General features: G+C 52.2%; 14 protein-coding genes. 12 read left to right on the top strand and 2 right to left on the bottom strand.

Going from position 1 to position 10,492, the window contains the following annotated elements:
• Window positions 1-205: 205 nt before the first annotated feature.
• The 3 genes from JT718_RS20180 to JT718_RS20170 all read left to right on the top strand — a co-directional run bounded on the left by JT718_RS20180 (window position 206) and on the right by JT718_RS20170 (window position 2,447).
• Window positions 206-682, top strand: coding sequence for a DUF1493 family protein (locus tag JT718_RS20180; protein ID WP_205504611.1), 477 nt, complete (start codon window positions 206-208; stop codon window positions 680-682).
• Window positions 683-1,228: 546 nt separating this feature from the next.
• A complete protein-coding gene (locus tag JT718_RS20175; RefSeq protein ID WP_205504610.1) occupies window positions 1,229-1,783 on the top strand; it encodes a hypothetical protein in 555 nt (184 codons plus the stop codon).
• Window positions 1,784-1,886: 103 nt separating this feature from the next.
• The gene (locus JT718_RS20170; RefSeq protein ID WP_205504609.1) at window positions 1,887-2,447 is read left to right on the top strand and encodes a DUF3592 domain-containing protein; all 561 of its coding nucleotides are present in this window, start codon (window positions 1,887-1,889) and stop codon (window positions 2,445-2,447) included.
• A gap of 205 nt (window positions 2,448-2,652) precedes the next feature.
• Here the strand turns inward: JT718_RS20170 and JT718_RS20690 are convergent, their stop codons facing one another.
• Entirely contained in the window at window positions 2,653-2,775 is a 123-nt protein-coding gene (locus JT718_RS20690; RefSeq protein WP_262897369.1) for a hypothetical protein, read from the bottom strand.
• A gap of 747 nt (window positions 2,776-3,522) precedes the next feature.
• Here JT718_RS20690 and JT718_RS20165 point away from each other — a divergent pair.
• The 7 genes from JT718_RS20165 to JT718_RS20135 all read left to right on the top strand — a co-directional run bounded on the left by JT718_RS20165 (window position 3,523) and on the right by JT718_RS20135 (window position 7,242).
• A complete protein-coding gene (locus JT718_RS20165; protein WP_205504608.1) occupies window positions 3,523-3,957 on the top strand; it encodes a hypothetical protein in 435 nt (144 codons plus the stop codon).
• A 64-nt stretch (window positions 3,958-4,021) separates the two neighbouring features.
• A complete protein-coding gene (locus tag JT718_RS20160) occupies window positions 4,022-4,600 on the top strand; it encodes a c-type cytochrome (RefSeq protein WP_205504607.1) in 579 nt (192 codons plus the stop codon).
• Window positions 4,601-4,876: 276 nt separating this feature from the next.
• Window positions 4,877-5,371, top strand: coding sequence for a GyrI-like domain-containing protein (locus tag JT718_RS20155; protein ID WP_205504606.1), 495 nt, complete (start codon window positions 4,877-4,879; stop codon window positions 5,369-5,371).
• A gap of 135 nt (window positions 5,372-5,506) precedes the next feature.
• On the top strand, window positions 5,507-5,887 hold the full coding sequence (locus tag JT718_RS20150; protein WP_205504605.1) for a PH domain-containing protein: 381 nt from the start codon (window positions 5,507-5,509) through the stop codon (window positions 5,885-5,887).
• A 187-nt stretch (window positions 5,888-6,074) separates the two neighbouring features.
• Window positions 6,075-6,461, top strand: coding sequence for a methionine-R-sulfoxide reductase (locus JT718_RS20145; RefSeq protein WP_205504604.1), 387 nt, complete (start codon window positions 6,075-6,077; stop codon window positions 6,459-6,461).
• A 12-nt stretch (window positions 6,462-6,473) separates the two neighbouring features.
• Window positions 6,474-6,953, top strand: coding sequence for an AAA family ATPase (locus tag JT718_RS20140; protein WP_205504603.1), 480 nt, complete (start codon window positions 6,474-6,476; stop codon window positions 6,951-6,953).
• A complete protein-coding gene (locus JT718_RS20135) occupies window positions 6,922-7,242 on the top strand; it encodes a peptide-methionine (R)-S-oxide reductase (protein WP_205504602.1) in 321 nt (106 codons plus the stop codon). Before JT718_RS20140 ends, JT718_RS20135 begins: the two co-directional genes overlap by 32 nt.
• A gap of 521 nt (window positions 7,243-7,763) precedes the next feature.
• Here the strand turns inward: JT718_RS20135 and msrA are convergent.
• Window positions 7,764-8,450: a peptide-methionine (S)-S-oxide reductase MsrA gene (gene msrA / locus JT718_RS20130; protein WP_205504601.1), complete on the bottom strand. Its 687-nt coding sequence runs from the start codon at window positions 8,448-8,450 to the stop codon at window positions 7,764-7,766.
• A gap of 416 nt (window positions 8,451-8,866) precedes the next feature.
• Between msrA and JT718_RS20125 the strand changes: the two genes are divergently transcribed.
• Both JT718_RS20125 and JT718_RS20120 read left to right on the top strand, forming a co-directional pair.
• Complete coding sequence (locus JT718_RS20125; RefSeq protein WP_205504600.1) at window positions 8,867-9,721, top strand: ABC transporter ATP-binding protein; 855 nt, start codon at window positions 8,867-8,869, stop codon at window positions 9,719-9,721.
• Window positions 9,711-10,487, top strand: coding sequence for a hypothetical protein (locus JT718_RS20120; RefSeq protein WP_205504599.1), 777 nt, complete (start codon window positions 9,711-9,713; stop codon window positions 10,485-10,487). Before JT718_RS20125 ends, JT718_RS20120 begins: the two co-directional genes overlap by 11 nt.
• Window positions 10,488-10,492: the final 5 nt, after the last annotated feature.

The following is a 10,492-nucleotide window of genomic DNA, read 5'->3' as shown; positions in this document are numbered from 1 at the left end:
ACGTGCGCCGAGAGCGAGAAACGCAGCTCCCGCTCGTCCTCAAAATGCTTCCTGCCCTGCATCACGTTAAGGATTTGGTACTACCTCCTTAAACGGCTATCTTCAGCCAGTTGTGCAACAGGCACAACGTGTAAACGCCAGCATCGGCCGACGGCCTCCGCCGTCGTTTAGCTAAGACGTTGTGTGTCATTTAAATAAATAATCGATGGACAGACAGATAAAACAAGTTGAGTTTACAAAGCTCCGACATGCCTACCAGACGGTTAAAGCCTTCCTAGTGGAAGCATCTTTTGTGGACGTGGAAAACCTAAAAACAAGAGTAGCTGAAGATTTAGGCATGTACGGTGACGACAACTATGAACTACTTGTAAAGTTCGTCGACAAATTTGAGCTTGACCACAAAGGCTTCGACTACAGTAAACACTTTCACTCCGAAGGAGAGTTATTTGGCTCTGGGGCGGCTCTTATCAACCTATTGGCACTTTCAATATGGCTTCCTTTAAAAACAATTGAGTTACTTACCTTTAATAAGGTTAAGCTCCCAAAACCTAGCTTCTACCAACCGAACAGTGATGTATCGGACATGACCTTCAAAGACCTATTGACGTGGTACATAGAAGGAAAGTACGCTACTGAAAAAGATATAAAGTATGAAATAAAAACGTCACACAACAAGGTGTAAACGGCACCATCGGCCGACGGCCTCGCCGCCGTTTACACAAGTACGTTGTAAAACATTTGAAAAAATTAATCTACATATCATTAATATTTTGTCTCGGACTCAGGTTCGCAGACAAAGCGTGCAATTTAGAGAATGGGAAATATAAGGTGCTTTATGATAAGCAGTTCTCTAATTTTCCAAATTTGAATTTGAAGTAAAAGGAAAAACTTTGACGGAATTGAACTCGGATAAAAAAGTTTATTCAATTAAAAGCTTGTCTGAAACTGCTTTCCAGCTAATTCCGACTGAAAACCAAACCGAAGGATTAACAGATATTCAAAAAGCATTGACATCACTAGGAGAGCCTTATTACGAAATAACAAATTGTAAAGCGGATACTATTGAGTTCATTATGAGGGTTAATTTACACATAACCTCACATACAGGAAAATTTGTTAGAATAAGGTAAGAAGACTAAAAAAACGTTTTACAACAACGTGTAAATGCCAGCTTCGGCCGACGGCCTCGCCGTCATTTACACAAGTACGTTTGCAGCAACTTTAAAAAATGAAAAGAAATCTGATTGTTCTAACCTTTATAGCAGTTGTGATTGGGTGCAATGAATCTTCCAAAAAAGAAGTTCAAGCAGCCGACAGGGCAAATATTGACCTTACTAAAGCAGATACTGATTCTATCAAACAGGCGGGAAACTGGAAAGCATTTGAAGAATCTTTCGTTCTTAAGAATTATTTAGTTTCAAAAATACCTTCTAACGACTTTATAACCATATCTCAAAAGGCTGGAATTTTTATATCGCCCGACAGCGTGCAGATTGAGTCATTAAAAAAAGAAAACGGAGAAGAGGACTTTTATACAGTTGCGGACGACAATAGTTACTTCGAACATGAAGCTTCAGAATATCTAAAAGAAAAGAAGTTCAGAATTGTTTACCCGACTAAAAGATATATAAAATTCATCTCAAAAAACCATGAATTTTACTTTGACACTAAAGCAAAGGCCGCTAGAGGCTGGACGGCAATCTTGTTCTCACCTGAAAAAGGTGCTCCTAAAATTATAAATCCCGCAGATATTGATTTGGAATTCCAAGAATACTTAAAATAAAAAAGCAGCTGCCAACGGACTCGTGTAAAAATCATGCTACGGCCAACGGCCTAGCACGTTTTTTACACGAGTCCGTTGGCCTAAATTGATAAAATAATTTTAAGTGACTAGGGAAGCACATCATAAGAAAAAAGTAGAATCTATAGAGTCTAATAAATTTCAATCTTCTCTATGGTTCTGCTGTATTGTTCTGGTGCTTTGGTTTCTCTACATCGACACCCCGGACTCAGTATTATTTGCAAAGGAGGGTTTCCAAAGGTGGCTACCTTTTATACTTGTGTTCTTGGGGTTACCTTACCTTTTATTGAAGTTTGTTAATAGCGTTTGGTCAAATAATTCTGGCTGGGGAATAGGTGTTGCGGCTGCATCTGTATTGATTGTAGGGCCAACATTTGGAATAGTTGCAGGAAAACAACAGCAGAAGGAGTTAGAAAAGAATGGTGCGTTGACAAAAGGATTAGTAGTTGAAAAGTGGAAGTCCACTAGTAAGGGCAACAAAGAGTGGTTGATTATTTGTAAATACTACGCGAATGGAAGGGCTTACACAACCTTTTCAATTCCCGATAAAGAGAACAGATTTAAATTGGGCGATACTGTAACAGTGCTGTATTCACCTAATAATCCGAATAATTCAGAAGTAGCTGAATTGTCAGATATTAAATAATCAATGTGTAAATAAAACAACTTATGCCAACAAAGGTAGCTGTTGCACAACTCTTGAGTAAAGTAGCTCTTCTTTACTTGCTTCCGTTCGTTTCTTCATTTCTCCCCCTTCCTCAAGGCCAAAGAAGCCTAAAAAAGCGGCTGCAGGAGGTCTGGGCAGTGCCATAGCAGCCGTTTGACTCCTTTTTTTGGTAAAATGCAGCAATTTACTGCAGATTGTAGGCCGCCGCGGCCAGCAGCATCACCTTCTGGGCCTGTTGGATGCCCCTGGTGTTGATCTTTCTTAAGCCCATGTAGATGATGAGGAGCGTGCCCAGCACGGGCTCCATTTATACGAGTCCATAAGAACTGTTTTACTTAACGGCTTTCCAATCTGCAACAGACTAAAAGTCCGCCTTTTTACCTGCAAAAAATCAAAAGTGCCTGGTTGCAGGCACTGGGAAAATAGACAAGCTATTGAAAAACAATTGTACCGTTATGTCAAAAATAACCTGGTATTTGGGTATACTGCTTTGGGGCATAAGTTTGGTGCTACTGGTGGCCGCGTACACTGATGTTTGGCCAAACCATACCCTCTCTCACTACCGGTACCTGTTGGGCATTGGGTTCATAGTCCTCACCGGATTACTGAAAGAGGCGTACCGAAAGCGCCAGCAATAAGCCAGGCATAGCCGGTAAGTACAAAAGCGATTTTGCAGAACGGCCCCTCCAAGCATTAAGGTAGCCGGGCAGCCCGGCAAGCCTCCCAGCCCCACCTTGTCTGGGGTACTTCCACAGATCTTCCTCTTGTAACAGCATTCTCTCTTCCACCTCTCCAGTGTCCGCCGCTGCGGTTGCAAAAATATTCCCGTTGGCTACATAGTGGAAACCTGTTGCTGGCCTGTCTACTTGATACTGAGGCAATAGCAGGATAAACAGAAGCCCTGGGTGCGGTATGCCCTGGCAGTTTGGGCCGCTCTATCCACTTGGGTGCAAGGGTAGGGCCTAACCAAAAAGAACTAGGGTTCTCATCTTCCGCCGTACGCTTCCTGCCTATTCTCACGCATACGTCCCACAGCACGAAGAGGAAAACAGACATGAAAGCAAGATTGGCAAATCAAGATTGGACCCAGGTGGCCGGGGTATTGTTATTGGCGGGCGCAATGGCCTGGGCACTGAAATTAGCCGTCATCATCTCCACCGATGGCAGAGTCATCACTACCGGGGCGGCCGCTTTCTTAATGAAGGTGGGGCTGGTGTTGCTGGCGGTGGGATCCACCGGCATCGGCCATCGGGTGAGCCTGCAGCGGGCCGTGGTGGTCCGGGTGCTGGCCCTTCTGCTTTCGCCAGCGGTGGGGTTTGGCTTGTTCCTGCTGTTTGCCAAAGTAGCTACGCCCATCCTGGTCAACCCCCTGTTAGCGGGCCATGATATCTGGTATGCCCAGCAGGAAGCCCCCATTGCCCTGGCGGTGCTGTTTTACCTTACCCTGGGGTTGCTGCTTCTCAAGAGCTGTCCGGCCATCCGCAGGTAGGCCACTGCGCACCCCGTACCTTCGCTTATCAAATAAAAGTTTCAGGCAAGTTATCTAACCCAAGATGTTACGCAAAATCTTAACATGGTCCCTGCTGGTGCTGCTGGTGCTCATTGCCGGGGTGGCGGTGGCTACCATGCTACGGCAGCACCTGACCTATGACGCCCCATACCCCAACATCAAAGCCAGCGCAGACCCCGTCCTGATTGAGCGAGGCAAGCATATTGTGCTGGTTTCCCACGGCTGCGCGCAGTGCCACAGCTCCGTGCAGAACATAGACTCAGTGCTGAAAAGCGGGGGAGAGCCTTCCCTGGCCGGGGCCAAAAGGGTAGATACGCCCTTCGGTACCATCTTCACCACCAACCTTACCCCAGACGCCAGCACCGGCATTGGCCGGATGACCGATGCCGAGATTGCCCGCGTGCTCAGGTACGGCGTGAAAAGCAACGGCGAGGCGGTGCTTCCGTTCATGCAGGGCCAGGACATGAGCGACGAAGACCTGACCGCCGTGGTTTCTTACCTGCGAACGCTGAAGCCCGTTGCCAACCAGGTGCCGGCGCATGAGTTCACCTGGCTGGGGAAATTTGCCCGGGCTTTTGTGCTCAAGCCTACTCTTCCGGCACCCGGCAAAAGCCAACTGTAAAGGAATTGCCTCTGCCACCGGCAGGAGAAGCTTGCCGGTGGCAGGCTTTTTTTGTGACCCGCCCCAACTGGAGAGGGAGCTGAACCAAAAGTAGTTTTGGCGATGATTTTCAGTTTTGGGGCAAAAAGTGGAAAATTGTAAAGAAAACGCCAACTTAGCTGGGCGCTTCTGAAAGAGGTGCCGCTCAGGTTACTAAGTGGCACCAGGAAGCCAGCCGGCAGGGAGGGGGAGCCTAGCCCGAAGGCGGCAGCCAGCCAACCCTTTTTTTACCTTACCATGGAAGTACCCCCAAGAATAGAAGTTTTGCCGCCAACAACGCTGGTGGGCCTGCGCGTGACCATGGCCATGGCGGCAGACCAGACCCAAGCGCTTTGGCGCCGGTTTGGCCCCAGGCGCAAAGAGATCAGGAATGTGGCGGGGCCAGAACGCTACTCGGTGGAGGTATACCCAGATCCAGCCTTTTTCACGCGCTACAACCCTACCCTGGAATTTGAAAAATGGGCGGCGGTTCAGGTCTCAGATCCGGCCCCGGTACCGGCGGGCCTGGAGGTGCTCCAGGTGCCGGGCGGGGCGTACGCGGTGTTTGGGTACAAAGGCAGATCCAGCGAAGCGCAACGGGCCTATCAGTTCATCTTCGGGACCTGGCTCCCTGGCTCAGCGTATGAACTGGACCACCGGCCGCATTTCGCGAAAATGGGGGAGAAGTACCGGAACGATGACCCGGCCTCTGAAGAAGAAATCTGGATACCGGTCAGAACCCGTACCCTCTAAGCGCCTGCGGCCGGGCGGGGCAGCAGGCAGCCCCTGTCCTTTGCCGTGCTACCCCGGGCTGTGCGGATAAAGAAGCAGTAATACGCAGACAAGTAAGAAGTACCAACGCATGTTCCACCCTTAACCTCAACACCCATGGGATTCTTTTCTTCTATTCTTGGAAACGCCGGAGCCGTGAGCCAGGCAGAATTAACCAGAGAGTTTGGCAAGCTGCTCACCGAAGGCGAAGAAATTGAGCTGGGCTTCCGCCTCATTCGGGACACCTTCATCTTCACCACCAAACGGCTGATCCTGATTGACCGGCAAGGCTTCACGGGCAGCAAAGTGGAGTACCTGTCGGTTTCCTACCGAAGCATCTCCCGGTTCAGCGTGGAGACCTCGGGCACGTTTGACCTGGACGCCGAGCTGAAGATCTGGATCTCCAGCGAGGTGGAGCCCAGCATCAGGAAGAAATTCAACAAGGCCGTGAACGTCTATGACGTGCAGAAGATCCTGGCCTTCCACGTGGCGCGGTAAACCGAAGACCAGGCTTAGGCCTGATTCTTACGCTGGCGCTGGGGAGGTGGCCCGTTTTGGGGCTGTTTCCTCCAAAACACCCCCAAAAGGCTTACGCAGATTTCTTGGTACCTTTGCCTTGTTGCCTGCACCGCAACGGCACTGGCCAAAAGTCAGTACAATCAGCAGAAGTAAACCCCACTGAACCATGGAAAACCAGGAAAAAAAATACAACAACCTTACCCCGGAGGAAGAGTACGTGATCTTGCACAAAGGCACGGAGCGCCCGTTCACCGGCAAGCTTTACACCAACAAAGAGGCCGGCACGTACATCTGCCGCCGCTGCAACGCGCCCTTGTACCGCTCAGAAGACAAGTTTGAATCACACTGCGGCTGGCCCAGCTTTGACGACGAGATTCCCGGGGCCGTGACTCGCGTGCCCGACGCTGATGGCCGCCGCACCGAGATCATCTGCTCTAACTGCGGCGGCCACCTGGGCCACGTGTTCCTGGGCGAGCGCTTCACCGCGAAGAACACCCGCCACTGCGTAAACTCCATCTCCATGGCGTTTGTGCCGGCCCAGGAAAACGCCTAAGCGGCCGCCCGGGTGGAGGCCATTCTCTTTATAGGCCTGCAGGCCTCTGGGAAGTCTACGTTCTACCAGCAACGCTTCTTCAACACGCACGTGCGCATCAGCCTGGACCTGCTCCGCACCCGTCACCGGGAGCTTCAGTTCCTGCAGCTGTGCCTGCAGACCAGCGCCAAACTGGTGGTAGACAACACCAATCCCACCCCAGAGGACCGGGCCCGGTACATTGGTCTGTGCAAAGCGCGCCGCTACCAGGTCATTGGTTACTACTTCCAGACGTCCCTGCCCGATGCCCTGGCCCGCAACCGCCTGCGCCAGGGAAGAGACCAGGTAAAAGACATTGCCCTGTATGACGTACGCAAGAAGCTGCGGCCGCCGTCTTTTCAGGAGGGCTTTGACCGCCTCTTCAGCGTGCGCATCCAGGGTGATGGTTTTGTAGTACAGGAATGGAGAAAGGAGGAGCCAGATGTTCAAGAACCGCCAGATAGACTGGGCTAACCCCCACCAGCACCCACAAACCGGCGTGTACGTCTGCCGCCGCTGCGGGGCCGCCCTGTTTTCCCCGGCCCAGAAGTTTGACTCCAGGACTGGCTTCCCCAGCTTCTGGGGCCACCTGGGCCAGAACGTGCGATTCCACCTGCTGGACACCTACGGCCGGGAGCGCACGCAGCTGCTCTGCCACCACTGCGGCGGGCACCTGGGCCACCTCTTCCAGGATGCCCGCACACCCTCCAAGGTGAGGTACTGCATCAACGCAGACTCCATTCACCTCCAGGAAAAAGATTAGCCACTTACTTTTCGTAACTCATCGCTGGCGCGAGCGTCCCGCTTGTGTCCGCACGGGTTCCTTTGTGGCCTTTGTTTCAAAGAAGAGTGTTATGGGTTAATTGCTTTAACGCTGGTAAACCCGCCCCCGCCCCTCCCAGGAGGGGAGTTCCCATAAGAGAGCAGTTCAAGCAAGTCTCTATTTGCAATTGTCACCTCACCACTAGCCGTTGTCACCTCCCCAACCGCAGTTTTCATATACCCACTAGCAGTTTTCATATACCCACTCGCTTTCTCACCGCATCAATATCAGTAAACACCCTGCAACGTGGCAGCCTTCCCAAAATCCCGAAACTCCCCTCCTGGGAGGGGTGGGGGTGGGTTTGCGGTGTTTAAATCATAGGCTGCTTGAAAGTCGCAATAGGTCAGAAATATGCCCACAGTCCGTGCGGACACGAGCGGGACGCTCGCGCCAGCGATTGGGCCAGTTTTATTGAAAACAGGCCTGAAACAGACGGGTCAGCAGTGGTCAGGTAGCAGTTGTCAAAGGGAGCAACCCGTTTTTTCCTGCGCCAGAAAATGGGCGAGCAGCGTGTTCTGGAGAGGGTAGGAGAGCCCCAGGCTGCCCATTTCCTCCATAAACCTTTCCTTTTCGCCGTAGCCGCCTACGTAGCCGTTCACCCGGGCCACGGCGGTAGAGTGGATGAAAGCCTCCGGGTCTGGGTAGATCTTCTGCAGTTCGGCCAGTATCGCGGGTACCCGGCGCAGCTTCCATTTTTGGTGCCGTTCCTCGGCCAGGTAAAAGGCTTGGTAAGGAAGCAGTTCGGTTTGAATAGGCTGCTGCAGGCGTTCCCTGGCCGTTTGGATCGCTTCCCGGGCGACCTGCTCCTGCTGGGCGGAATGGTAGAAGATGGCCGAGGTGTATTGTCGTTTGCGGGGCACGTTGGTGGGCGTGTGGTGCCTGAAAAACTGCTCCAGCAGCTGGGCATACGTGAGCTGGCTGGGGTCAAACTCCAGCTGAACGGTTTCAATATGGTCGGCCAGGGTGCGGTAGGTGGGGTGCTGGGTGCTGCCGCCGGCGTAGCCCACCCGGGTCCTGACCACTCCCCCCGTAGCCCCGAACAGGCCCTCGGGTCCCCAGAAACAGCCCATGGCCAGGGTGGCGGTTTCCAGAGCGGGGTAGGTGAGCTGGTCAATCGCCGGAAAGTTGCTCTCTTCAAAAGGGTTCATGCGCCTTGTACGCGAAACAGACGCCGCTTGTGTAGGGAGTCTGCATGTTCTATTCCTTGAAATGCCTCAAACCATAGAAGGCCGGGGAAGGGAGTGGGGCATGTGGTGAATAATAGGCCGAAAGGAAAAAACAGCGGATTTCCCCAACCCTGCCAGCTACCCGGTACACCTCAGGCTCCTCCAACCTACCTGAAATCGGGCTTAAAAGCTACCGTCTTTGCAAGAAGATGGCTGCCTGATGCAGGCAAATACCTGTTCTAAAAAGCCGCTTTAAAGCTGTTTTAGGCCTGTTTTCCAGAAAATAGCTCATAAATACAACATATTATGCAAAATAATTTTGGGGAAGCCTTGCGAATGTCAAAACTGTTTCTACTTTTGTAGTGTACTATGTAACTAATACAGTAAACAGTGAGGCCATGATACACATCCACAACTTGAGTTTCGGGTACAAGAAGGGCAACCTGCTGTTCCAGAACCTGCACCTGTCGCTGTCCCGGGGGCATATCTACGGCTTGCTCGGGAAAAACGGGGCCGGAAAGTCCACGCTGCTGAAGAACATGATCGGGTTGGCTTACCCCAGGGCGGGGACCTGCACCATAGACGGGGCCGACGCTTCCCGGCGCTCGCCCCAGGTGCTGGAGAACCTGTTTTTCCTGCCGGAGGAGATCTACGTGCCTGCGCTCACCACGGCCCAGTTCGTGGCCAACACGGCCTGCTTTTACCCCAACTTCAACGAGCAGGAGTTCTATGGGTATCTGACCGAGTTTGAGGTGCCCCGCCAGGGCCGGCTGGACAAACTCTCGTTCGGGCAGCAGAAGAAGGTGATGATCGCCTTCGGCTTGGCCACCAACACCGATCTGCTGGTGATGGACGAGCCCACCAACGGGCTGGACATTCCCTCCAAGGCGCAGTTCAGGAAGAGCATCGCCTCGGCGCTCACCTCCGAACGCTGCATCATCATCTCCACCCACCAGGTTCGCGACCTGGAGAGCCTCATTGACACGCTGGTGGTGCTGCACGACCGCGAGGTGGTGGTGAACCAGGAGCTGGACAAGATTGGCGAGAAACTGCTCTTCACCACGCTGGCGGTCACCGATGGCTACGAGGTGCTGTATGCCGAGGACTCTTTCCAGGGCAAGCACGTGATCCTGCCCAACCAGGACGGCATCTACAGCCGGGTAGACATGGAGCTTTTCTTCAACGCCATTATCTCGGGCAATAGGCCACTACTACAGATGTTGAACCAAAACCAACTGGAAAATGCAATTTAGCCTGAAACGGTTCGGGTGGTTGTTCAGGAAACATACCGCCGAGCACTACAAATATTACCTGATGTCTGCGGGCGTCTTGATGGGGATCACGGCCTTTATCACCTTGTTTCTGATTTTTGCCGAAGACCATCCGTTTGATGCCAGCCGGCAGCAGATTATCTTCCTGTTTCTGCTGCTGGCCACGGGTACCATTTTCACCAGCACCATCTTCGCCCACCTGGGCGACAAGCGCAAGGCCATTGCCGCCCTCACTTTGCCGGCCTCCCACTTTGAGAAATTCCTGGTGGCCTGGCTGTATTCCTTCGTGTTTTTCCAGCTGGTGTACATTGGGTGCTTTTACCTGGTGCTCCTGGTGGTACTGCCCATGGACGACTGGCGCGGGGGGGATCCCGAGTATATGACGCTGTTCAGCAGCAACGGCGTTTCTGGGGTGGCGCTCATCATGTTTCTCTTCCTGCACTCCATCACGTTTCTGGGCTCAGTTTTCTTTGAGAAATGGCACTTCATAAAAACCGCTTTCGCCTTTATTCTGCTGGGCTTTGCCATTGTCACGCTTAACACCGGCTTTTGGCAGTCTATTGTGGGGGCAGAGGGCGACGTGGGGCAGGTGGGGCCGTTTGAGAACCTCAACTTTATGCAGGCAGGGAAGTATTACACCGTGCAGTACCCGCACGACAATGAGCTGCTCATGGTGGTGGCGCTTATGGGAACGGCCCTGCTGGTGTGGGCGGCCGCCTACCACAAGCTGAGGGAGAAAGAAGTGTAGGCCAA

This window comes from Rufibacter psychrotolerans (assembly GCF_016924645.1).
GTDB classification, from domain to species: domain Bacteria; phylum Bacteroidota; class Bacteroidia; order Cytophagales; family Hymenobacteraceae; genus Nibribacter; species Nibribacter psychrotolerans.
Note: the sequence above shows the minus strand (reverse complement) of the source record. Positions and strands in the feature narration are given on the sequence as shown.

What these genes read in the sequence shown, in the direction of transcription:
- JT718_RS20180 (WP_205504611.1), top strand. Translation starts at nt 206, where the DNA reads ATGGACAGACAGATAAAACAAGTTGAGTTTACAAAGCTCCGACATGCC.
- JT718_RS20175 (WP_205504610.1), top strand. Translation starts at nt 1,229, where the DNA reads ATGAAAAGAAATCTGATTGTTCTAACCTTTATAGCAGTTGTGATTGGG.
- JT718_RS20690 (WP_262897369.1), bottom strand. Translation starts at nt 2,775, where the DNA reads ATGGAGCCCGTGCTGGGCACGCTCCTCATCATCTACATGGGCTTAAGA.
- JT718_RS20165 (WP_205504608.1), top strand. Translation starts at nt 3,523, where the DNA reads ATGAAAGCAAGATTGGCAAATCAAGATTGGACCCAGGTGGCCGGGGTA.
- JT718_RS20160 (WP_205504607.1), top strand. Translation starts at nt 4,022, where the DNA reads ATGTTACGCAAAATCTTAACATGGTCCCTGCTGGTGCTGCTGGTGCTC.
- JT718_RS20155 (WP_205504606.1), top strand. Translation starts at nt 4,877, where the DNA reads ATGGAAGTACCCCCAAGAATAGAAGTTTTGCCGCCAACAACGCTGGTG.
- JT718_RS20150 (WP_205504605.1), top strand. Translation starts at nt 5,507, where the DNA reads ATGGGATTCTTTTCTTCTATTCTTGGAAACGCCGGAGCCGTGAGCCAG.
- JT718_RS20145 (WP_205504604.1), top strand. Translation starts at nt 6,075, where the DNA reads ATGGAAAACCAGGAAAAAAAATACAACAACCTTACCCCGGAGGAAGAG.
- JT718_RS20135 (WP_205504602.1), top strand. Translation starts at nt 6,922, where the DNA reads ATGTTCAAGAACCGCCAGATAGACTGGGCTAACCCCCACCAGCACCCA.
- msrA (WP_205504601.1), bottom strand. Translation starts at nt 8,450, where the DNA reads ATGAACCCTTTTGAAGAGAGCAACTTTCCGGCGATTGACCAGCTCACC.
- JT718_RS20125 (WP_205504600.1), top strand. Translation starts at nt 8,867, where the DNA reads ATGATACACATCCACAACTTGAGTTTCGGGTACAAGAAGGGCAACCTG.
- JT718_RS20120 (WP_205504599.1), top strand. Translation starts at nt 9,711, where the DNA reads ATGCAATTTAGCCTGAAACGGTTCGGGTGGTTGTTCAGGAAACATACC.